The sequence below is a fragment of the Hymenobacter monticola genome (assembly GCF_022811645.1).
GTDB classification, from domain to species: Bacteria; Bacteroidota; Bacteroidia; order Cytophagales; family Hymenobacteraceae; genus Hymenobacter; species Hymenobacter monticola.
Genome location: NZ_CP094534.1, coordinates 1,839,817 through 1,859,934, shown reverse-complemented (window position 1 = coordinate 1,859,934; position 20,118 = coordinate 1,839,817). Strand labels below are relative to the sequence as shown.

Annotated in this window: 21 protein-coding genes; 4 read left to right on the top strand and 17 right to left on the bottom strand. The window is 65.2% G+C overall.

The genetic code is table 11. The features are described from left to right. Window positions 1-3 precede the first annotated feature (3 nt). From MTP16_RS07840 to MTP16_RS07810, 7 genes are all read right to left on the bottom strand, one after another. Window positions 4-642 (bottom strand): HAD family hydrolase, encoded by a 639-nt coding sequence (locus tag MTP16_RS07840; RefSeq protein WP_243517800.1) that lies wholly within the window; start codon window positions 640-642, stop codon window positions 4-6. Window positions 643-725: 83 nt separating this feature from the next. Further along, complete coding sequence (locus tag MTP16_RS07835) at window positions 726-1,493, bottom strand: creatininase family protein (protein ID WP_243517798.1); 768 nt, start codon at window positions 1,491-1,493, stop codon at window positions 726-728. Between the two features lie 66 nt (window positions 1,494-1,559). After that, a complete protein-coding gene (locus MTP16_RS07830) occupies window positions 1,560-2,114 on the bottom strand; it encodes a GNAT family N-acetyltransferase (protein WP_243517795.1) in 555 nt (184 codons plus the stop codon). A 64-nt stretch (window positions 2,115-2,178) separates the two neighbouring features. After that, a complete protein-coding gene (locus MTP16_RS07825) occupies window positions 2,179-2,541 on the bottom strand; it encodes a VOC family protein (RefSeq protein ID WP_243517792.1) in 363 nt (120 codons plus the stop codon). A gap of 170 nt (window positions 2,542-2,711) precedes the next feature. Beyond that, window positions 2,712-4,016, bottom strand: a complete 1,305-nt coding sequence (locus MTP16_RS07820) for a TPM domain-containing protein (protein WP_243517790.1) — start codon at window positions 4,014-4,016, stop codon at window positions 2,712-2,714. A 233-nt stretch (window positions 4,017-4,249) separates the two neighbouring features. Further along, window positions 4,250-4,882 carry a YhcH/YjgK/YiaL family protein gene (locus MTP16_RS07815; protein WP_243517787.1) on the bottom strand — a complete coding sequence of 211 codons (633 nt, stop codon included), beginning with the start codon at window positions 4,880-4,882 and terminating at the stop codon, window positions 4,250-4,252. 74 nt (window positions 4,883-4,956) lie between these two features. After that, window positions 4,957-5,502 carry a GNAT family N-acetyltransferase gene (locus MTP16_RS07810; RefSeq protein ID WP_243517784.1) on the bottom strand — a complete coding sequence of 182 codons (546 nt, stop codon included), beginning with the start codon at window positions 5,500-5,502 and terminating at the stop codon, window positions 4,957-4,959. Window positions 5,503-5,605: 103 nt separating this feature from the next. On the opposite strand from MTP16_RS07810, the gene MTP16_RS07805 reads away from it, so the two are divergent. After that, on the top strand, window positions 5,606-6,025 hold the full coding sequence (locus MTP16_RS07805) for a hypothetical protein (RefSeq protein ID WP_243517773.1): 420 nt from the start codon (window positions 5,606-5,608) through the stop codon (window positions 6,023-6,025). A 180-nt stretch (window positions 6,026-6,205) separates the two neighbouring features. After that, window positions 6,206-8,266 (top strand): ExeM/NucH family extracellular endonuclease, encoded by a 2,061-nt coding sequence (locus MTP16_RS07800; RefSeq protein ID WP_243517770.1) that lies wholly within the window; start codon window positions 6,206-6,208, stop codon window positions 8,264-8,266. A gap of 134 nt (window positions 8,267-8,400) precedes the next feature. Here the strand turns inward: MTP16_RS07800 and MTP16_RS07795 are convergent, their stop codons facing one another. From MTP16_RS07795 to MTP16_RS07775, 5 genes are all read right to left on the bottom strand, one after another. Beyond that, complete coding sequence (locus MTP16_RS07795) at window positions 8,401-9,132, bottom strand: potassium channel family protein (protein WP_243517768.1); 732 nt, start codon at window positions 9,130-9,132, stop codon at window positions 8,401-8,403. A 179-nt stretch (window positions 9,133-9,311) separates the two neighbouring features. Next, the gene (locus MTP16_RS07790; protein ID WP_243517766.1) at window positions 9,312-10,580 is read right to left on the bottom strand and encodes a cation:proton antiporter; all 1,269 of its coding nucleotides are present in this window, start codon (window positions 10,578-10,580) and stop codon (window positions 9,312-9,314) included. A gap of 102 nt (window positions 10,581-10,682) precedes the next feature. Next, the gene (locus tag MTP16_RS07785) at window positions 10,683-11,396 is read right to left on the bottom strand and encodes a DUF3826 domain-containing protein (RefSeq protein WP_243517764.1); all 714 of its coding nucleotides are present in this window, start codon (window positions 11,394-11,396) and stop codon (window positions 10,683-10,685) included. 64 nt (window positions 11,397-11,460) lie between these two features. Continuing rightward, window positions 11,461-12,360: a DUF5694 domain-containing protein gene (locus MTP16_RS07780; RefSeq protein ID WP_243517762.1), complete on the bottom strand. Its 900-nt coding sequence runs from the start codon at window positions 12,358-12,360 to the stop codon at window positions 11,461-11,463. A gap of 69 nt (window positions 12,361-12,429) precedes the next feature. Continuing rightward, the gene (locus tag MTP16_RS07775; RefSeq protein ID WP_243517760.1) at window positions 12,430-13,509 is read right to left on the bottom strand and encodes an SMP-30/gluconolactonase/LRE family protein; all 1,080 of its coding nucleotides are present in this window, start codon (window positions 13,507-13,509) and stop codon (window positions 12,430-12,432) included. Window positions 13,510-13,796: 287 nt separating this feature from the next. On the opposite strand from MTP16_RS07775, the gene MTP16_RS07770 reads away from it, so the two are divergent. Beyond that, on the top strand, window positions 13,797-14,822 hold the full coding sequence (locus tag MTP16_RS07770) for an SMP-30/gluconolactonase/LRE family protein (RefSeq protein ID WP_243517758.1): 1,026 nt from the start codon (window positions 13,797-13,799) through the stop codon (window positions 14,820-14,822). Between the two features lie 136 nt (window positions 14,823-14,958). On the opposite strand, the gene MTP16_RS07765 is transcribed toward MTP16_RS07770, so the two are convergent. The 3 genes from MTP16_RS07765 to MTP16_RS25995 form a co-directional block, all read right to left on the bottom strand. Next, window positions 14,959-15,816, bottom strand: coding sequence for an oxidoreductase (locus tag MTP16_RS07765; protein WP_243517756.1), 858 nt, complete (start codon window positions 15,814-15,816; stop codon window positions 14,959-14,961). Window positions 15,817-15,907: 91 nt separating this feature from the next. Further along, entirely contained in the window at window positions 15,908-16,810 is a 903-nt protein-coding gene (locus tag MTP16_RS07760) for a helix-turn-helix domain-containing protein (protein WP_243517755.1), read from the bottom strand. An 81-nt stretch (window positions 16,811-16,891) separates the two neighbouring features. Beyond that, on the bottom strand, window positions 16,892-17,056 hold the full coding sequence (locus MTP16_RS25995) for a hypothetical protein (protein ID WP_317244096.1): 165 nt from the start codon (window positions 17,054-17,056) through the stop codon (window positions 16,892-16,894). 49 nt (window positions 17,057-17,105) lie between these two features. Between MTP16_RS25995 and MTP16_RS07750 the strand changes: the two genes are divergently transcribed. Next, window positions 17,106-18,113: a hypothetical protein gene (locus MTP16_RS07750; protein ID WP_243517753.1), complete on the top strand. Its 1,008-nt coding sequence runs from the start codon at window positions 17,106-17,108 to the stop codon at window positions 18,111-18,113. Between the two features lie 205 nt (window positions 18,114-18,318). On the opposite strand, the gene MTP16_RS07745 is transcribed toward MTP16_RS07750, so the two are convergent. Further along, complete coding sequence (locus tag MTP16_RS07745) at window positions 18,319-19,026, bottom strand: hypothetical protein (protein WP_243517751.1); 708 nt, start codon at window positions 19,024-19,026, stop codon at window positions 18,319-18,321. A gap of 301 nt (window positions 19,027-19,327) precedes the next feature. Further along, window positions 19,328-19,633, bottom strand: a complete 306-nt coding sequence (locus MTP16_RS07740) for an NTF2 fold immunity protein (RefSeq protein WP_243517749.1) — start codon at window positions 19,631-19,633, stop codon at window positions 19,328-19,330. Window positions 19,634-20,118: the final 485 nt, after the last annotated feature.

The following is a 20,118-nucleotide window of genomic DNA, read 5'->3' as shown; positions in this document are numbered from 1 at the left end:
TTTTTAAAGCACCCGCCGCAGGTCGGCGGGCTGCTGAATGCGCACGGGCGCTTCGGCTTCGCTCACCTGCCCAAAGCCGTAGGTGGCGAAGATGAACGGCACGCCCGCGCCCTGGCTGGCGGCGAGGTCGCCGGGCGTGTCGCCCACGTACACGGGCGCCCGCAAGCCGTATTGAGTCACCACTTCGCGGATGTTGTCGGCCTTGGGCAGCAGCTTGGTTCCGAAACACTGGTGCCCTTCAAAGAAATGTCCCAGCCCGCTGTGCTTGAAAAAGGCTTCCACGTAGCCCAGCTGGCAGTTGCTGACGATGAACAGCCGGTACCCCTTCTCGCGCAGGTAGCGCAGCGCGTCTTCGAGGCCGGGGTAGGGCGCGCCGCCGTGCTCCTCGGCCGCCGTGAGCTCGTGCCGGGCGCAGAGGGCGCGGTATTCGTCGAGCTTGTCGGCCGGCAGCTTCGGAAACAGCCGCTCATACACCACGGTGTAGGGCTGGCCTGTCACGGCCTGCACCTGGGCCAGGGTCACGTCGTTCTCGATGTAGTCGACGCTGTTTTTGGCCGCCTGGAACGCCCGGGCAATGGCCTCAGAAGCATCCCATAGGGTGCCGTCGAGGTCAAAAATCACACTATCGAATTGGGTGGTCATGAAATCAGTTAAACAGTGAATAGGTAGCAATAAACAGTGGATACTGCTTGGTGTTAATTATTCACCGCTAACTCTTCCTGAATCTACTCATACAAATCCTGCGGGTCGGCGGCAGCCAGCTCCACCAAAAACTGCGCAATGTTGGTGGTGCAAGCTTCCAGAAAAGCAGCGCCTTTTTCGGCCGTGGCGGCGGCGGGGTTGCCCACGCCGGTATCGGCCGAAACCTGGCTCCACTCGCGTTGGGCCCAGGCCCAGCCCTGGCGCAGGGCCGCAATGCGAAACTGCTTGGCGGCCCCGTCGCCAGCTTCGCTGAGGGGGCTCACCAAATTGGGCGCGATGTGCAGCATGGCGCTGGTTTCCAGCTCGTCGGCGTGGTCGCCGGGCGCGGAGAAATACTGGTTGCGGTCGGCGGCCCGAAACCAGTTGAGCGTGCTCAAGAATACCGTCGGAAACTCGGCCTGTAGCTCACGCAAAATCTGGCGGAAGTCGTTGCCGCCGTGCCCGTTCAGGATGACGAGCTTGGGGATGCCCTGCCGGGCCAGCACCTGCACCACGTCGCGCAGCAGCGCCAGCTGCGTGCTCGGGCTCATGTTGATGTCGAGCGTAATGTCGAGCTGGCCGGTATTCACGCCGAAGGGGATGCAAGGCAGCACCACCACTTTGGCGCCCTGCTCCCAGGCCTTGCGCGCCGCCTCGGCCGCCACGTAGTCGGCCTGCAGGTTGTCGGTGGCGTAGGGCAGGTGGTAATTGTGGGCCTCGGTGGCGCCCCAGGGCAGCACCACTACCTGATAGGCATTGGCCTGTACGGTTTTCCAGGTGGTTTCGGCGAGGATGTAGGGGCGGGGAGGCATGGGGTGGGAGTTAAGAGTTAAGTCAATTTGATGAGGCAGGCCGGAGTTCAACTTTCAACTCTTACCTCACTGCGCCGGCCGTTCCAGCAACACAATGGGGGCGCCATGGTACGTGGTCTGCGCATATTCCTGGAAACCAAACCTCGCCGCCACACGCAGCGAGGGCACATTCTCGGGGTGCATGATGCACACCATGCGCACCGGGCCGAAGTGGCTGGCGGCCCATTCCAGAGCCGCCGTCACGCCCTCAGTGGCGTAGCCCCGGCCGTGAATGCCGGGGTCGAGGACCCAGCCCATTTCGGGCGCGTCGCCCAGGGGCGGGTCGATGTCGCGCTTGAGGTTGAGGAAGCCGATGCCGCCCACGAAGCGGCCGCTGGCCTTTTCCTCCACCGCCCAGAAGCCGTAGCCCATCACGGCCCAGTGGCCGGCGCTGCGCAGCAGCAGCTTCCACACCTCCTCGGCCGGCATGGGCTCGGGGGTGAAGTAGCGGTGATAATCAATGTTGCGGCTGATGGCAAACCAGGTATCGAAGTCATCGGCACGGAAGCCGCGCAGGCGCAACCGCTCGGTTTCGAGCACGGGCACGGCCGAGGACACTGCGTTATTAGGGTTTGTATTCATTAGAAGAAATGATTTTGAGCGTTATGCTCCGCGGCGCGTGGCATGACGCTTTTTGGCTTTTCACCTAAGCAGGCAGGGCAAAATGGGGGTTCTGAATGACGCCCAGCAGGTTGCCAAACGGGTCGAGCACGGCGCCGACCAGGATGCCGCTGCCCACGTCCTGCACCTCTTCGCTGGGCTGGGCGCCCAGCTCCAGGAGGCGGGCGTAGGCCGCGGACGCATCGGGCACGCCCCAGTAGGCGGTGGGGCCGGCCTGGCCGGCGGCGGTGTTTTGCGGTATCAGGCCCAGCTCGTAGCCGCCCACGTTGAACCCGACATAAAACGCTTCTTCGAAGTAGGGCGCTTGCTCCAGAGCGGCGCTGTACCAAGCCGTGGCTTTCGCCAAATCTCCCACCGGATATACCACGGTGCGCAGTCCTTGCAACATAGCTTGTTGAATTAGCAATGAAGTGAGGCCGAAAGATAGGGCGTTTCATCGCAGGCGAGGGACGAGTTTCCGCGTTTTCGGCCCTGGCTAAAAGCACAACGGGCCCCGACGCACAATGCATCGGAGCCCGTTTCAACGATAGTGTCGGTGCAGTCCCGTACGTCAGGCCATCACCAGGAGCCACTGTTGTCGTCGCCGCTGTCGAAGCCCCCGCCGCCCGTGTCGCCGGAAGAGCTGTCGTCGTAAGACGAGTTGTCGTCGGAGGAAAAGTAGTCCGACGAGTTATCCGAAGCCGTGTTGGCATCGGAGAAATAATCGGTACCACCGCTGTCGGCGGTGCCACCGTCACGGCCCGAGAAGTAGTCGCTGGCCGCGCCCGTGCCCGCACCGGCGGCCCCGGCCATGCCGGCCGCGCCGGCTCCGGTGTTAAAGTTGCTGTTGCTGTTGTCACCGTCGCCAGCGTAGTGGTTACCCGAGGTGTCGTGGCCCGAGGACATGCGATTGCCGATATAGGCGCCGGCGGCCGCGGCGGCGCCGGTGGCGAGAATACTGCCCATACCCATGCCGCCACCCGATGCGGGGGCCTGCCCGTAGCCCGGGCCGTAGTTGCCGGGGGCCTGGCCGTAGCCACCGGGGCCATTGGCGCCGGGCCGGTTGGGCAGAAAGTTGGGCGTATTGCCCCCCGACGGGTTATTATACCCACCATTCGCTGGCGCTTGGTTGTTGGCCGCGTTGCGGTTGCGGAACATCTTTATTACAAACCACAGAATGCCGCCAATCACTAAAGCGCCAATCAGCAACGTACCCATGCCGGGGCCCGAGGGAGCCGGCTCGGCCGGTGGGGCCATGATGGGTTCGTTGCTGGTGGAAGTGGTGGTCGGCTGGTCCAGGCTCGACGAGGAAGGCTCGGTAGCAGCGGTGCTGGCGGCCGCGCCCGCACCGGTGGCCGTGCTGCCGGCCTGCTGGCTCTGGACCGGGTTGGGGTCGGCGGCAGCCATCAGCGTGTTGAGGCCGGTGCGGAGGCCGGCAAAATAGTTGCCCTGCTTGAAGCTGGGGCCCATCTGGGCCATTACCTGCCGGGTTACTTCGGGCGTGATGCTGCTTTGCAGGCCGCTGCCGGGCTGGATGCTAAGCTTGCGGTCCTGGGCGCTCACGAGCACCACCACACCGTTGTTTTTGTCTTTCTGCCCCACGCCCCAGGCGGTGCCAATGGCCTTGCCGTAGGCGGCCACGTCGCGCCCGCCCAGCGAGGGCACGGTCACGACCACAATCTGGGTGCCGTTGTTGTCGGCGTAGCGGCGCAGGCCGTTGTCGAGCTTTTTGGCATCGGCGGGGGCCATCAGGTTGGCCTCGTCGTTCACGAAGCGGAACGGCTTGGGCCGGGGCGGCACGTCGGAAGTGCCAGTTTGCGCGGCCGCGGGCAAGCTCAGCCCGGCCGACACAAACAGGAAAACGAGAAACAGGAGTTTAGACATAGCGCAGGGGAAGTGAAGTGGAAGAAGGGTTTCTTCGGCCTTCTACGTCCCCGGTGCCGGTTTGGCTGTCAAAGCGCTATGAGCGCAATTGCCCGCGAAAGGTGTAGGGGCGGGGCTTGCCCCCGCCCGCCGTTAGCTTCGCTGACCTTCGGTTGCCCGGAATTGTGGTGATGGCGCACGCGTCCGGGCGGGGGCAAGCCCCGCCCCTACGTCGCTGGCCAGAAACCGCTCTGCTACTGCGCCACGCGCACCTTCACCACCACTTTCTTGTCCTTGTCGAAACCTGGCGCTTTGATATTGGGCCGGTGCACGTCCTGCGGGAAAAAGATGTAGATGGTGCCGGGCCTGGCTTCGTATTGCGGGCCTTCGGCGCTGTAGTTGGCCACGTCGCGAGCTTCGTCGTAGGGCTTCGTGACGGTGGCCGAAGCCATGGGCACCTGCCCCATTTTCTCGGCGCCCCGCACCACGTACTGCATGTCGATGTACTTGCGGTGCGACTCCCATTTAGTGTCGGCGTACTCCTTGGTGGGGTTGTCGGTCACGGCCGCCGTTACGTTGTCACCGTCGATGGGGTATTTGCCCACGGGCAGCTCCTCCAGGTTGGTGTCGCGGAAGTAGGCAAAGGCTTTGTCCCAGGCGGCTTTGTTGGCGGTGTACTGCTTGGCAAACTCCACCTTATCTACCGATTCCTGCACGTTCAGCTTCAGCCCATTGGCCCACACGCGGCTCCGAAACCACTGGTCGGCTTTCTTCGGCGTCCAGGCGTCGGCCGTGGTGGCCTGCGTGGCGGCGGGGCCACTGGTTTTGCAGCCCAGCGCGGTCAATAGGAGGGCAAAAGAACCGTATTTCAGCAGCGCGTTTTTCATGGACTAACCGGGCATGAGGGAGGAATACGGCAAATGTAGGCCACGCCCAAGCCTCCCCACCCCTTTCAAATAGCTTATTTCGCCGCCGGCTCCACAGCCCGTTCGAAGCGCAGGCGGCCGTCGTCGGCGGAGCCGGCCGGCTCGAAGCCGTTGCGCCGCAGCAGTTCCTGCGAGCCGGGGTTGTCGGCATCAGTATAAGCCACCAGGCGGCGCACCATGCCGGTGTCGGCGGCGTGGGCCACCAGGCCGGCCACCAGTTCGGTGCCCAGGCCCTGCCGGCGCCAGTCAGCTGCGATGGAGTAGCCGATTTCGGCGGTGCCCGTCGCGTCGGGCGGGCCCATGAAGCCGGCGTGGCCCACTAGGGTGCGGGGCGTGTCGCCTTCGGCTTTGCGCAGGGCGTACCAGCCGTACCAGCCGGCGGCGTCGCGGCCGCCTTCGGTGAGCTTGTCAAGAAAGAATTCGGCGGCGGCCCGGTCGTACTCGCCGGGGGGCCAGTCGGTGGGCAGGGCGGCGCCCAGCAGCACCGGGAAGTAGTGGGGCTTGTGCAGCTCGGCCGTGAGCAGCGCGCGGCTGGCGGCCAGAATGGTGAGGCGAGGCGTTTGGGTTATCAGCGGAATCATAGGCCGCAGTATACGGTTTTTGGGGCGGGTACGGCGGTAAAAGGCGCCACCATTGGCAAAAGCCAGCAGCCAAAAGCAACGGCCCGGCGGTACCTTTGGGCCAATGAATCAGCCCGCGCGCCAATTGCTTTTTGAGAACACTGCGGGAATTTCGGAGGCTGACCCGGCTGGCTTTCTGCGCACTACCTGGGGCAGCCACCGCCGCAGCCTGGCCGACACGCAGGGCTTGTTCAACGCCATGCTGCGGGGCTTGCAGCAGCAGCGCTGGGGCCGCATTCTAATCAACCAGGCGCAGATGGCGCCCTTCACGCCCGACGAGCAACAATGGGTGGCCGCCAACTGGTTGCCCCGGGCCGTGGCCGAGGGCGGCTACCGCTTCGGCGCCGTGGTGGTGTCGCCCAATGTGCTGGTGCGGCTGGCCACCGCTTACGTGACCACCAACGTGCAGGGCCTGCCGCTCACATACCGCACCTTCGACACCGATGCCCAGGCCACGCGGTGGCTGGCGCATCAGCCGGGGTAGTGCGCTGGCGCTGTCAAGTGATGTAGAGGCGGGGCTTGCCCCCGCCCGGCCGTATGGCAGGCCTTGGGGTTTCGTTCAACGTCCGGGCGGGGGCAAGCCCCGCCCCTACATCGTTTTTTATCAATTGACTGCCTGCCGGCCTATCTTTAGCGCCCCGTCAATCCTATTCTATCTTGTTTAATGCTTAGTAAGCTCGTCCTTTCTACTGGTTTTCTTTTAGGTGCCGGCGCGGCCGTTGCTACGCCTATTGGCGCCATTCAAGGCAGTGGCGCGGCCGCCAAGCCCGGTACTTACACCATCGAGGCGGTGGTGACGGGGGTGTACGCGGGCCTGAACCCGGCCGGCTTCTACGTGCAGGACGAAACGGCCACGGCCGACGGCAACCCGGCTACTTCCGATGCCCTGTTTGTGGTGGCGTCCAGCCCCACGGTGCAAATCGGCGACCGGGTGCGCATCAGCGGCGTGGTGCGCGAGGACGCGGGCGCGCCTTCGTTCAACCAGGCCATTCTCACCGAGCCCACCATCACGGTGCTGTCGTCGGGCAATGCGCTGCCGGCCTTTGTCACGATTGATAATACCACGTTTTCAGCTGCAAATGCGGAGCGGTACGAGGGCATGCGGGTGCAGTTTGCGGCGCCCATGACCGTGACCGACAACTACAGCCTCAAGCAGCGCGGCGAGCTCACGCTTTCGGCCCAGGGCCTCACCTACCAGCCCACGCAGTTCATCGACCCCAACGACGAGCCCGCCACCGGCACCCACAGCAGCGGCAGCGGCAACGTAGCCGCCGTGAACGCCTACCAGAAAGCCAACGAAGACAAGTCGCTGGTGCTCGACGACGGCAGCTCGGCCAGCAACCCCTCCCCCACCCCCTACCTCGACCCCAAGACCGGCACGGTGCGGATAGGCAGCACGCTGCTGGGCTTGCGCGGCATCCTGGGCTTTGGGTATGGCAAGTGGCGCATCCAACCGCTGCCGGGCGAGGCGGCGCCTGTGGTGCGCACCTCCCGGCCCAAGGGCCCGCCCGTGTTCAGCAAGCTCGATTTGAAGCTGGCCAGCTTCAACGTGCTCAACTACTTTAACGGCGACGGGCAGGGCGGCAGCTTCCCTACGCCGCGTGGCGCCAAAACGCCGGAGGATTTTGCCCGGCAGCGGGCCAAAATCATTCTCGCCATCAGCCAGATGGATGCCGACGTGGTGGGCCTGACCGAGATTGAAAACGACGGCAACGGCTCGACCTCGGCCATTCAGGACCTGGTGGACGGGCTGAACAAGGTGATGGGCGCGGGCACCTACATCTTCGTGAACGACGGCGACGCCAACCACCAACCCAACAACACCGACCTGATTCACTGCGCTATCCTTTACAAGCCGGCTGCGGTGGCGCCACTGGGGCCGCCGCTGCTGTTCACCACCCCCGGCGTGTTTGAGCGGCCGCCGCTGGGGCAGGTGTTCATCACCAAGCGCAAGGAGCGGCCCGATACGCTGGGCTTCGTCATTAACCACTTCAAAAGCAAGGGCAGCGGCAAGGGCGCCGACGCCGACCAGAACGACGGCCAGGGCGGCTCCAACGCCCGCCGCAAGCTGCAGGCCGCCGCGCTGGTGCAGTTCATCAACAAAACCGTGATTCCGGCCGGGGCGGCCCGCGTGGTGAGCGCCGGCGACTACAACGCCAACTACGAGGAAGACCCCATCGACATCATGCGGGCCGGGGGGCTGGTGCCAGCCACGCCGCCCACCAGCGCGTCCTACGTGTTCAAGGGCCTCACGGGCTCGCTCGACCACGCCGTGATTACCAACAACCTGGTGGGCTTTATCGACGTGCAGAAGTGGCACATCAACTCCGGCGAGCCCAGCGTGCTGGAGTACTCCAACGCCGGCGCGGCCACCGACATCAACACCCCGTTTCGCTCGTCCGACCACGACCCGGTGCTCATTGGAGTCAATTTCGCGGGCATGACCTACGCAAACACCTCGCGGCCCACCTCGCGGCTGTTCGTGTACCCCAACCCACCGGCCGGGGAGGTGCCTTTCACGCTGGCCGACGTGCCCGCCAGCGCCGGCCGCCTGTCGCTCGACTTCTCCCTGCCGCAGGGCCCGCGCCTGCTCTCGCTGCAAGGCAGCCCCGAGGCCCTGCAAAATCAGCTGCGCGAGTACACGGCCCACCTCGCGCCGGGCATTTACGTGCTGAAGCTGCGCGGCACCAACTTCCAGCAAACGCGCCGCGTGATGAAGGAGTAGAGATGTTCGGAGAGGGGGCCTCACCCCCCGACCCCCTCTCCGAAGGGAGAGGGGGAGCCTGACGTTTGCGCATGGCCGGTGTCCCCTCTCCTTTTCGGAGAGGGGGTCAGGGGGTGAGGCGCACCGCCAGAACGTCAAGCTTCCCGCCGGCTTTTCCCGTGCAGCGTGACCACACGGGCCAGAAAGGTGGCCAGGAAGAGCTGCCCCGACACGGCTTCCAGGTTGGCCATGCTGCGGGCCAGGGGGTGCACGGGCAGCAGGTCGCCGTAGCCGGTGGAGGTGAGCGTGGTGATGCTGAAATACAGCAGCTCGCCCGGCTTCAGGGGCTGGTGGGTGAAGGTTTCGAAAGCCGATGGCACGGCGTGCCGAATGGCCGAAAAGATGCCCATGAACAGCAGGGCCAGGTTCAGGTACACCACCACGGCGCCCAGCAGCTGGTGCGTGGTCACGGTCTCGGCCCGAAACACGGCCCGCGCCACCAGAATGGTGATGGCCACCGTGACGAACAGGCGCAGCAGCAGCCCGGCAAATACCCCGTTTTCAATCAGCTCCAGCGCCAGAATGGGGCCGGCGGTGAGCAGGATGAGGGGCCGAACCTTGCTGCGGCGGGGCAGCACCACAAAGGAAACCAGCGGCATCAGCAACTGGAAAAACTCCAGCAGCCAGCGCGGTAGCGCTTCGGTGTTCACCAGCGGCTCAATCAGAAAGATGAACACCACCTGCACGCCTAGCAGCACGCTCAGGGCGGGGTCGCGGGCGGCATCCTGCCACTCGGCCAGGCGCGTGCGCCACGTGGGGCCTGCTCCCAACGAAGGAGTTGCCGGGGGCATTGCTTCTTTGTCCTTCCAATCCATTACCGGGTTCATCCTGGGGGCGGAAAACAAAACTAACCATCTGGCTTGCCACTTGCAGCGGGCACGCTCCTGCTTTCCTGAACGCGCCCGCGAGCCGATGAGGTGCCCGGGCCGGGCCGTACTTCGATGGGAAGGGCGCTGCTGTCGCCCACTGCGGGCGTTTCGTCGTTGAGCAGAAACGAGCCCCGCCCCTACTCCGCCGGGGTTTCGGCCAGTTCGGCCGCGGTCTGGCGGCCGTGGCGGCGGTCGAGCCAGTTCATAACCGGCGTGGCCAGCACGCCGTGGAGCGTGATGGACAGCAGCATGGTGAAAGCCAGCACCGCCCAAATCTCGCGGGCCTGTGGGAAGTCGGCCTCGCCCAGGGCATAGGCCACGTAGAACACCGAGCCAATGCCGCGGATGCCGAAAAACGAAATCACGGCCCGCTCGGCCAGGTTCACCCGCGACGACCTCATCAGCGTGAGCATGCCGCCCAGCGGGCGCAGCACCAGCACCAGCAGCACGCCCAGCGCCGCGCCCGGCCACGTGAGCGCGCGCAGCAGCCCATCGGCAATGGCGGCCCCCAGCAGCAGCAAAATCACCACAATGAACAGCCGCTCCATCTGGTCGGTGAAGGCGTGCATGAGGCGGTGGTACTCGTGCCTGCGCTCGCGGCTGCGCAACGTGATGGCGGCAATGAACACGGCCAGAAACCCGTAGCCGTGCAGCAGCTCCGTGACGGCGTAGGACGTGAGCGTGACGGACAGCGCCACAAACCCGTAGCCTTCGGTTTTGATGCTGACGCGCTTGGGCAGGTTGAAAATCAAATACGCCAGCACCACGCCCGAGAGCCAGCCCAGCAGCACGCCCATCCCGATGCGGTAGCCCACGTCCATCCACAGCCAGTGCAGCAGCCGCCCGCTCAGCGGCGCGGCGGCGGGCAGCAGCGCCAGGGCCAGGTACACGAAGGGAAACGCCAGGCCGTCGTTCAGCCCCGCCTCGCCGGTGAGGGCGAAGCGCACGTTGTCTTCGCGGCCCTCGCCGGGGTCGCCCACCTGCACGTCGCCGGCCAGCACGGGGTCGGTGGGGGCCAGGGCGGCGGCCAGCAGCAGGGCCGAGGCCGGCGCCAACCCCAGCAGCCAGTGCCCCGCCAGCGCCAGCCCCGCAATGGTGAGCACCATGAGCACGAGCACCAGCAGCAGCGGCGAACGCCAGGTGCGAAAGGAAAACGGCCGGTCAATCTTCAGCCCCGTGCCCGTGAGGGCCACAATGACGCACAGCTCGGAGAGGTGCGTCACGAAGACGGGATGCGCCTGCGGGTCGGCCGGGGGCAGGCCCAGCGGCAGGCTGCACACGCCCAGCCCCAGCACAATGTAGACAATGGGGTACGACAGCGGGTACTTCTCCAGCAGCGAGGGCAGCCAGGCCACGCCCAGAATGGCAATCCCGAGCAGCAGCAGCGCAATGGTGTAATAAGGCATGAACGGGGGCACCCACGGCCGCCTTTAATGGCAAGGCAACGGCGGCGGGCGATGGTGGTGCCTCGTGCATACGGCGTTAACGGCTGCGGGGCCGGGCCGCGGCTACTTGGGCGAAGCCGCCGGAGCTGCGGCCGCCTTGGCTTTGTCGGCGGCTTTTTTGGCGTTCACGCCGTCCACGTAGGTTTTGAACAGCTCGCGCCAGTTGCGGCCGTGGGTGTTCAGGTAGGCCTCGTTTTTGTCTTTGTAGATTTCGAACACGGCGGAAATCTCCTTCATGTTCTTGAAGTCCACGGCCTGCTCGCGGGCCTGTTTCAGGTTGGCCACAATCACGGCTTCCTCGGTGGGCGTCAGGTCGGGCACGATGGATTTGTAGCCGTTCAGCGTGAAAGCCACCTTGCCAATGGTGTACTTATCGAGCACGGCCTCCACCTGCTCGGGCGTGAGCTGCTGGCGCAGGCCGGCCATCAGGTTGTCGTGAATGCTCTTGGGCATGGCCGATACGGTGATGAGCGTCCGGTCCATGGTGCTCAGCGGCTGGCCGGTGCCGGGGTTGAGGCCGGCCGGCGTTTCGGTGTAGGGGTGGGCGTTGTGGTACTCCCGAATGGCTGCCAGGTGCGTGGCAATCACCTGCTGCACAGCGGCCGCCTTTTTGGCGTCTTTCAGCTGGAGCGCGGCCGTCCACTCGGCCGCTTTCTTGGCGGCTTCCGGGTCGGGTGCAGCTTGGGTAGCGCTGGTCGCGGCTTGCCCGTGGGCCGGGGAAACCACCCACGCTCCCAGGCTTAGCACTAGGACGGCGGTTTTGAAAAGTCTGTTCATAGCAAGGCTGAAAGGGCCGTTGAGAGCGATTTTTGAAGGCGTGAATTACGCAGCAACGCCGCCGCTAGCGGCCCAGGTAGCGCGCCGAGGCCACCACCCGATACGCCGGGTCGTCGGCCAGAATGCCCTGCAGCGAGGCCACGTGCCGCGCCCCAATTATCAGCAGCTGCCGGTGCTGCCGGGTTTGCAGCTGGGTGGTCACGATGTTGGAGTACACCTTCAGGTCGCGGTTGTAGAACACCGAGATGAACTCCGCGCCCACGTAGTGCGGGCTGATGAAGGCTGCGTCCACCATGGGGTCAGGCTTGAGGGCGCCGTCGGTGACGCGGGCCGGGGTGCGGTACACCAGCCGGTGCAGCTGGCGCAGGGTGGCCGGCTCGTTGATGGCGCGCAGAAACTGCCCAATGGTGCTGGCGCCGGTCGCCAGCCGCTGGCCAATGGGGTCGGAAAACGCGTGCCAGTCGGCATCGGCCTGCTTGTATAGCTCGATGTTCTTGCCCTCGTGCAGAATGCTTTGCGAGGTGCCACCCGGCGCGTTCACGCAGTAGATGCGGGCCAGCCCCAGCCGCTTGCCCAGCGCAAACCCCAGTTGGTACACCTCGCTGCGGCCGCCGGGCATGGTGTTCAAGTCGAGCTGGCCCTGGCGGTAACGCTGGTACAGGCTGTCGAGGCGGGGCTGGTTTTCGGGCAGTTCCTCCACGAGGATGCCATCGGGCTGGTAGCGCTGCAGCCCGTCGAGCACGGCACTTAGCTCGGCCTGACGCTTGGGCGTCAGCACGTCGGAACTGGGGTTGCCGGCTTTGTAGAGCTGAGACAAATGGCTGCAACCCAGCAGCAGGATGTCGGTGGTAGCTGCCGTGGGTTCGGCGGCGGAGCGGTTTTTGGTACCGGCGCAGGCGGCCAGGCCCAGCAAGGCGCCCAGCAGCCCCGGGAAGAAGTAGCGGTTACGTCGAAGTAGCGGCATGTTGCAGAAAGGAGTGGCCCCAAAGATGGCAGCTCCTGCCGAAACGTTGCGCCTCTCCGCCGCCCGCCCCTACGGCAGCTTCATCTTGAACAGCCGGAAAGGGTACTGCACCCGGTCCTGGCCGTTGTTCCACTTGGGCGTGCGGTTGATTTGGGCACAGGTGAGGTAGAGATAGCCGTCGGGGCCCACCGCAAAGGTATCGGGCCAGCTGAAGCGGCCGTCCTGGGCCAGGGTTTCGAGGCGGCCGGTGGGCGTCACGTAGCGCACGGCTTGGTTGGGCGAGTCGGTGAGGTACACGTTGCCCTTGGCATCGGCTATCATGCCGTGGCTCACGCCGGTTTCGCCCACTTCCTCCACGCGGGCCGCCAGCGCGCCAGCCGGCAGGGCGGCATCGCGCAGGGCCTCGGTGGCAATGCGGTAGAGCTTGGTCTGGTTGATGGCCCGGTAGTAGAGGTAGTTAAAATCGGGGCTGATGGCAATGCCGTTGACGTTGCTGCTGAACGGCTTGCCGGCTTTGTCCTTCACCTCCTTGCCGTCGATGCGCAGCACGAAGCCCGGCGCGGCGGCCGTCGATTTGTCGCCCTGCAGTACTACCCGGGTTTTGCCGGTGCGCAGGTCCAGCACCACAATGCCAGCCAGCTTGGGGTCGGATAGGTAGGCCACCTGCCGGCCGGGGTCCACGCGCACGTCGTTGAGGCCGGTGCGTTCGCGGGGCAGGTCTTCGAAACGGTAGATGCGCTCGACCTTGTTGGTTTTCAGGTCGATTTTCAGCAGCTTGATGCCGGCCACGAGCGGGGCCTCGTCGTCGGGGTTGGCGGGGTCGAGCACCCAGAGGTTGTCGGCGGCATCCACCACGGCGGCTTGCACATTCACGAAGCGGGTGGGGGCCTGCAGCGAATCCCAGCGGTTCCACTCGGCGTTGGGGTAGGGCAAGCGCTGGCCGTTCACGATTTCGGCCAGGCCGAAATCGTAGTCCTTTTTCTTCTTCGGGAAGGTGACGAAAATGCGGCCCTGCTTCGACACGCCCACCCCAATGGGCTGGTGGCGGCCGAAGTCAGCCACTTCGAGCACGGGCGTTTTGGAGGACTGGGCTTGCACGGCGGGCAACAGGAAAGCGAAAAAGGAAAGCAGCAGGAACAGGTTTTTCATCAGAAGCCAAAGGAGGAGCTTTCCCAGAACGGCGGGTTCCAAGGCAAGGTTGGTGTAGGGGCGAGGCTTGCCTCCGCCCGGACGCCCACGCCGGCTTCTGGTGTCGTTCAGCCAACGCCAACTAGGCCAACAACCGGGCGGGGGCAAGCCCCGCCCCTACCTCGCCCGGCAATTTCCTTCAAACAGCCCAGCCGGCGGGCGGGTCAGGCCCCGCCCCTACACCCTACCCCCGCCGCAACCTTCCCGCCCCCGGCCGGGTACGCAGAGCCTCCCCTTTGCATCTGCTTATGCGCTTTTTACTTCCGTCTCTCCTGCTGCTGAGTTTCAGCGCCGCCATTCCGGCCGCCACTGCCCAGCCGGCCCGCTTCACCACCACGGGCCGCGTGCTGCGCCACGCCCCGGCCCTCGACCAGCTGCTGGCCCCCGATGCGCAGATTGAAATCGTGGCCGCCGGCTTCAGCCACCTCGAAGGGCCGGTGTGGGTGCCCGACAGCAGCATGCTGCTTTTCAACGATACCAAAACCCGCACCCTCTACCGCTGGACGGCCGCCCGGGGCCTGAGCAAATTCCTGGAAAACAGCGGCTACACCGGCCGCCTGCCTTACGGTGACGAGCCCGGCAGTAACGGCCTCGCCCTCGACGACCACGGCAACCTGCTGGTCTGCGAGCACGGCGACCGCCGCCTGGCCCGCCTGCCCCTGGCCGAGAAAAGCGGCAAAATCAGCCTCACCGACCATTACAAGGGTCAGCGCTACAACAGCCCCAACGACGTGCTGGCCCACCCCACCAACGGCAGCCTCTACTTCACCGACCCGCCCTACGGCCTGCCCGGCAAGGAAAACGACCCGCGCCGCCAAACGGCCGGCGTGTACCGCCTCGACGCCAAAGGCACCGTGACCCGCGAAATCAGCGACCTGACCCGCCCCAACGGCCTTGCCCACAGCCCCGACGGCCGCACGCTCTACGTGAGCGTGTCCGATTCGCTGCGGCCCGTACTCCTCGCTTACCCCATCGGCGTGAAGGGCCAGCTGGGCAAAAGCCGCGTGTTTTTTGACATGGCGACGCTGCCCAAAGTACGCTTCAAGGAAGTGCCCGACGGCCTGAAAACCGACCGCGCTGGCAACGTGTGGGCCAGCGGCCCGGGCGGCATCTCCATCATCTCGCCCACCGGCCAGCTGCTCGGCACCATCGACACGGGCGAAGTGGCCGCCAACTGCGCCTGGGGCGACGACGGCCGCACGCTTTACATCGCCTCGGGCCCCTGGCTCTGCCGCATCCGCACCAAAGCCGAGGGGATATTGAGCGGCCGGTAGCTTGGGAGTGAGCCGCCGCGCTCAGGGCAGCAGCGGGAAGCTGGTAGGCTCTCAAGAAAGGCCGTGCGAGCCACCCAAACGCAAACCAGCCGCTCCCGAAACGGCAGCGGCTGGCAAATAAACCGAGCAGGCGCCGCTAGGCCGTAGCCGGCTCGGCAAAGCCGGTGGCCACGGTTACGTGCTTCCACTGCGCCATATCGTCTTGCAGGGCCTTGATTTTCACGTTGGCCATGTCGTAGGCATCCTGGCCCAGCAGCAGGTGCAGGGGCGGTTTGGGGGCGGCGGCCACGGCGATGATGGCGGCCACGGCCTTCACCGGGTCGCCGGGCTGGTTGCCTTTGATTTGCTCCTGGTGCAGCGCCTCCGACTCCCGCACCAGCGTGTATTCATCGAGCTGGTTTTCGGCCGTGCGCAGCGAGCCCGACTCCAGAAAATTGGTGCGGAAGTAGCCCGGCTCCACCAGGGTCACCTTCACGCCGAACGGCGCTACCTCGGCCGCCAGCGACTCCGACAGCCCTTCCACGGCAAACTTGGTGGCGCAGTAGATGCCCCAGCCGGGAAAGCTGCCGAAGAGGCCGGCGATGGACGAGAAATTGAGGATGTGCCCGCTCTGCTGCCGGCGCAGCTGCGGCAGGGCCTGCCGCACCACGTTGAGCGTGCCAAACACGTTGACCTCAAAATTGGCCCGGGCTTCGGCATCGGACAGTTCTTCGAGGCTGCCGAGCTGGCCGTAGCCCGCGTTGTTGGCCACCACATCGAGGCGCCCGAACTGCGCCACGGTGGCCGCAAGGGCCTCACTCACACTAGCCTCGCTGGCCAGGTCCACGACCAGGGGCAGGAAATCGGCGGCCTCGGGGCCGGCGGCCTGGCGCAGCTCGGCCAGGTTGCGGGAGGTGGCGGCCACCAGGTGGCCCTGCTGCCGCAGCTGCTTCACCAGTTCGAGCCCGAAGCCTTTGGAGGCGCCGGTAATAAACCACACTTGTTGCTTTTCCATTGGGTTGTTGTTGGGTTGCTGATTGACCCTGCAAAGGTCCGGCAGCCCCACAGGCAGGCGCTTACCAAATTCAAGCCGATGCTTACCAAATTCAAACCAGCCGGAAAGCCGAGGGCGTTTGCCCGGTTTGCTTCTTGAAAAAGTAGTTGAAGTGAGCCGGCTCGTCGAAGCCCAGGCTGTAGCCCACCTCGGCAATGTTCCAGTCGGTGTGGCGCAGCAGGGCGCGGGCCTCGGCGGCGAGGCGGTCGGCGATGTGGGCGGTGGTGGTTTTGCCGGTGGTGTCGCGCACGCAGCGGTTGAGGTGGTTGACGTGCACGGCCAGCTGCCGGGCAAAGTCGCTGGCCGAGCGCAGCCCCAGCCGCCGGGCCGGCGACTCGATGGGAAACTGCCGCTCCAGCAGCTCGCTGAACACGGCCGCGAGGCGCGACTTGGCGTCGGGGTGCTGGTAGCGGGTGTCGGAGGGGCGCAGCTTCAGGGCGTAGTGCACCAGCTCGGCCGCGTAGTTGCGCAGCAGGTCGTATTTCAGCGCATAATCCGACCCTATCTCGGCCAGCATCTTCTCAAACAGCGCGCTCACTTCCTGGTCCTGGGCCGCGGTGAGGGCGTAGGCGGGGTCGCCGCCGGGCCGGAACAGCGGCAGGTCGAGCAGGCCCTGGCCGCCGGGCGCATTCAGAAACTCTTCGCGGAAGATGCAGAAAAACCCCGTGGTGTCGTCGGCCAGCGGCTGCCAGGTGTAGGGCACCTGGGGATTGAAAAACATGAGCGTCGGCCCCGTTATCTGCAGGCTTTTGTCGGCGTAGTGGTAGGCGTTGTGGCCCCGGATGAGGGTAATCTTGTAGTAGTCGCGGCGGCTGTACTGCTTGGGCTGCGCGCCGGGCGCCAGCGAGTCTTCCAGCCGAAACACGTTGGCCTGGCCCGCCTCAGGCTGCAGGCTGACGGGCAGCTCCTTGAAGTAGTACTGGTAAAACTCGGGGATGCTCTCGGCTTTCGACATGGTGCGAAGTTACCAAATTCAAGCCGGCACGAGAAGTTGACTGCCCGCGTCCCCGTAGCGGCCGCCGCTGGCCACGGCTAGCTACACCTTCTTGCCCTTGATGAGGCCCTCGGGGCCGGCGGGCGTGTAACGGAACGTGATGCCCACCCGCGTGAGGTGGCCGAGCCACGACTTGCGCGAGGAGGGAATGCTGCTTCGCGCAGCAGTGGGGCAGGCGGGGCATGAAGCGCCGGATAAGCAGTCCATTGGCTACAGTGGAGCTACCTTTGAGGTTCACTTATCCTTGTTGATTTTTATGCGTAATCTTTTCTCCCCACTGCTGTACTCCCTGCTCGTGGGAGCCTCGCTAACGGCCACTTCCTGCGGCGACAAGAAAAATGACCCCGTAGTTCAGCCGCCGGCCCCTGCCACGGCCACCCTCAGCGGGCAGGTATCGCCGGCCGGCTCCATCACCACCGTCACGGTGTCCAACGCCAGCGGGCCGGTGGCCACGGCCACCCCCACCAGCACCGGCGCCTATTCCTTCCCCGGCCTCACGCTGGGCGCCTACACGCTGGCCTATACCCCCGCCCCGGGCTACACGGCGCCGGCCACGGCCGCCGTGACCCTGGCGGCGGGTGGTACCGCGGTGCCCACCACCACGGTGGCCCTGGCGCCCACCACGGCCACGCTCAGCGGCCAAATCAACCCGGCCGGGGCGGTGGCTTCGGTGCGGGCCACCAACGACGCCAGTGGCACGGTGTATACCGTCACGCCCAGCAGCACGGGCGCTTATGCATTCCCTAACCTGCCGTTTGGCCGCTACACGGTGCAGCTCGTTGCCGCTTCTGGCTTCAACCAGACGATTTCGGCCTTCAGCGCCACGGTGGTGGCCGGCGGCACCACGGTGCCCGTGTTCACCGTGTCCCGGTTGCCCACCGAGGCCCTGTACACGCTCAGCACCGGCAACGTTGTCCCCGTCTACATTTCGCCCCAGGTACTGGGCAGCGACCGGTTCATCACCTTCGAAAACAGCACCAACCAGCGCCTGACCCTGTTTTTGCAGGGCCTGACGCCGACCGTGGGCACCGTTTCGCTCACCACGGCCGCCAACTACGCCCAGTACAACGGGCCTGATTTTGTGAACTACCGCTCCAACTACGGCAGCGCTGCCTCGGGCACGCTCACGATTACGGGCGTCAATACCATCTCCCGCCTCTATTCCGGCAATTTCAGCTTCGTGGGCGGGGCGGTGAACCCCAACGTGGGCTCTCCCAGCACCCGCACCATCACCAACGGTTCCTTCGTCAACATCAGCTACTAAGCGGACCAGCTGCCCCCGCGGCGCAACCCGTTAGCCTCTTTCCCAAACAACCCCGCCCTACCAAACGGTAGCGGCGGGGTTGTTTTTTGGGTGTTCCATCCCCACTGCCACTACCACTGCCGCCGCCGCAGCGGCTGAAGTGCCAAAACCAAACCAGCCGCCCCCGGAACCGGAAGCGGCTGGCTGCGACGGCCCCAGGCGGGCGCTAGTACACTTCTTTCTGGAAGCCGAAGGCCCGCAGCACGCCGCGCTGGGTGTCCTCGTCGGGGTAGTTGGCCTTGATGCTGAGCACCAACGAGCTCAGCACCCGACGCAGCGGGGCTTCGAGGGCGTTTTTCCGGCCTACGGCGGCCGAAGCGGCACCGCGCGCTTCGTCGCTGCCTTTGGCCAGTTCGGCGTACTCGGTGGCGATGGGCTGCCAGAAGGCGGTGCCGAATTTCTTCTTATCGTACTTATGGGCCGCGAGGGCGGCCACCAGCTTGCCCAGGGCGCCGGCGCGGGCCGTGCGGGCGGTGGGCAGGCGGAAGTTCTTGCCCTCGCGAGCTATGCCGAACTCGGCGTAGTAGCTCTCGCCGCCGTCCTGGTCGTGGTCTTCGGCCAGGTAGCCTTTCACGAAGCCCAGGTTTTTGGCGATGAGCTTGTCGAGCGTCTTGAGGCGGTTGGCCTGGGGGCTGGCGCCGTCGTCGGCGGCATCGGCGGTGCCCAGGCTGGCGGCGTAGGAAATGGCCTGGGCGCTGAAGGCGGCCTTGCTCACGAAGAGCAGCGCGGGCAGCTCGGAGGCCAGCCAGGCCTTGGCGGCGGCCAGGGCTAGCGTGGACAGCGCCAGCTGGCTGGTGGGCAATAGCTCTTTCTTGTTGCGCTTGGCTGGGGCAGTGGGGGTAGCAGCCGAAGCGCCGGATGTGGTGGGCGACATGGGAATTTTGGTAAAAGGGTTGAAAGTGAAACGTATTGAGCCGTTAATGTATAGCTAATCCCACTCATTTCCTACCCGCGCCCGCCCCGCTGGCCCGTCGGGCGCCCGAACGCCCGCTGGGGCCGCCCCAAACGCCTCCCGGGCGCCCGACTGCCCGTTGGGGCGGCCCCAATCGGCATTCGGGCACCCAACCGGCCTGTGGGGCCGCCCCAACGCCCATTCCGCTGCCCGAATGCCCGTTGGGGCGGCCCCACGGCCCACCCCGCCGCCGCGGGGCCAAGGCGGCTGAACGATGCGTCAGTTACTTTCCTATCGTAGCTTCTAAGATGCGGCCGTCGCGCTTGCTTATCTCCACGTAGCTTCCGCCCTTGGTGTAGCGCCCGCTGTGCACGACCCACACCGAGTCACTTCTAAGCTCCGCTCGAAAAGGCCGCTCCCGACGAATCGCCTTGCTACCGTACAAGGGCAGTAAAACGGCCTCGGCTATGCTGACGGCGGTGCTGGCATTGGGCACATAGCCAGCTTTGGGCACTTGCCCGTCAGGCGCTGTTTGAGCTGATGCTTTGGTAACGATAGCCACCAGCGCTGCTAGCAAGAAGGATTTCATATTGCAAGCTACTGCCCCACTGCCACCCACCCGCCCCCGGTCCCACAGCGGCTGAAAGACGCTTATGTGTTTCTCGCCATTCCGCGCGCTACCCCAAAATATACCCAGCCGCTCCCGGGACGGTAGCGGCTGGGCGATATTAAAGGTCTTGCGAGAAAACGTACACTATCCAACTCAGGCCGAGTAACAGAAATAATAGCCCGAATAAAGTATGGATACGCCCCTTATAAGATATCAGGATACCGCCTGTTACTAGCAGCAGCAACGGGCTGCCTATCAATCGGAATATTATCCATTCTGCTGCCCATTCTCCACGGTGGCCGTTATAGCCGCTGGCGTAGAACAGAATCGGCAGCGCGGCTGCGATTGCTAGTGCGTAGATTAGGGCACGGACTAGCCGGTAGTAAGTAGTAGGCGAAGCTTCCTCGTGTACCATGAGGCCAATGTAATCAGAATACCACCCACCCCAGCCGCCCCCGGCGCCC

Bases quoted from the DNA above. Each gene is read 5' to 3' on its own strand.
- MTP16_RS07765 (WP_243517756.1), bottom strand. From the start codon at position 15,816: ATGGAAAAGCAACAAGTGTGGTTTATTACCGGCGCCTCCAAAGGCTTC.
- MTP16_RS07795 (WP_243517768.1), bottom strand. From the start codon at position 9,132: ATGAACCCGGTAATGGATTGGAAGGACAAAGAAGCAATGCCCCCGGCA.
- MTP16_RS07775 (WP_243517760.1), bottom strand. From the start codon at position 13,509: ATGAAAAACCTGTTCCTGCTGCTTTCCTTTTTCGCTTTCCTGTTGCCC.
- MTP16_RS07805 (WP_243517773.1), top strand. From the start codon at position 5,606: ATGAATCAGCCCGCGCGCCAATTGCTTTTTGAGAACACTGCGGGAATT.
- MTP16_RS07840 (WP_243517800.1), bottom strand. From the start codon at position 642: ATGACCACCCAATTCGATAGTGTGATTTTTGACCTCGACGGCACCCTA.
- MTP16_RS07830 (WP_243517795.1), bottom strand. From the start codon at position 2,114: ATGAATACAAACCCTAATAACGCAGTGTCCTCGGCCGTGCCCGTGCTC.
- MTP16_RS07800 (WP_243517770.1), top strand. From the start codon at position 6,206: ATGCTTAGTAAGCTCGTCCTTTCTACTGGTTTTCTTTTAGGTGCCGGC.
- MTP16_RS07835 (WP_243517798.1), bottom strand. From the start codon at position 1,493: ATGCCTCCCCGCCCCTACATCCTCGCCGAAACCACCTGGAAAACCGTA.
- MTP16_RS07760 (WP_243517755.1), bottom strand. From the start codon at position 16,810: ATGTCGAAAGCCGAGAGCATCCCCGAGTTTTACCAGTACTACTTCAAG.
- MTP16_RS07745 (WP_243517751.1), bottom strand. From the start codon at position 19,026: ATGTCGCCCACCACATCCGGCGCTTCGGCTGCTACCCCCACTGCCCCA.
- MTP16_RS07785 (WP_243517764.1), bottom strand. From the start codon at position 11,396: ATGAACAGACTTTTCAAAACCGCCGTCCTAGTGCTAAGCCTGGGAGCG.
- MTP16_RS07780 (WP_243517762.1), bottom strand. From the start codon at position 12,360: ATGCCGCTACTTCGACGTAACCGCTACTTCTTCCCGGGGCTGCTGGGC.
- MTP16_RS07825 (WP_243517792.1), bottom strand. From the start codon at position 2,541: ATGTTGCAAGGACTGCGCACCGTGGTATATCCGGTGGGAGATTTGGCG.
- MTP16_RS07815 (WP_243517787.1), bottom strand. From the start codon at position 4,882: ATGAAAAACGCGCTGCTGAAATACGGTTCTTTTGCCCTCCTATTGACC.
- MTP16_RS07740 (WP_243517749.1), bottom strand. From the start codon at position 19,633: ATGAAATCCTTCTTGCTAGCAGCGCTGGTGGCTATCGTTACCAAAGCA.
- MTP16_RS25995 (WP_317244096.1), bottom strand. From the start codon at position 17,056: ATGGACTGCTTATCCGGCGCTTCATGCCCCGCCTGCCCCACTGCTGCG.
- MTP16_RS07820 (WP_243517790.1), bottom strand. From the start codon at position 4,016: ATGTCTAAACTCCTGTTTCTCGTTTTCCTGTTTGTGTCGGCCGGGCTG.
- MTP16_RS07810 (WP_243517784.1), bottom strand. From the start codon at position 5,502: ATGATTCCGCTGATAACCCAAACGCCTCGCCTCACCATTCTGGCCGCC.
- MTP16_RS07770 (WP_243517758.1), top strand. From the start codon at position 13,797: ATGCGCTTTTTACTTCCGTCTCTCCTGCTGCTGAGTTTCAGCGCCGCC.
- MTP16_RS07790 (WP_243517766.1), bottom strand. From the start codon at position 10,580: ATGCCTTATTACACCATTGCGCTGCTGCTGCTCGGGATTGCCATTCTG.
- MTP16_RS07750 (WP_243517753.1), top strand. From the start codon at position 17,106: ATGCGTAATCTTTTCTCCCCACTGCTGTACTCCCTGCTCGTGGGAGCC.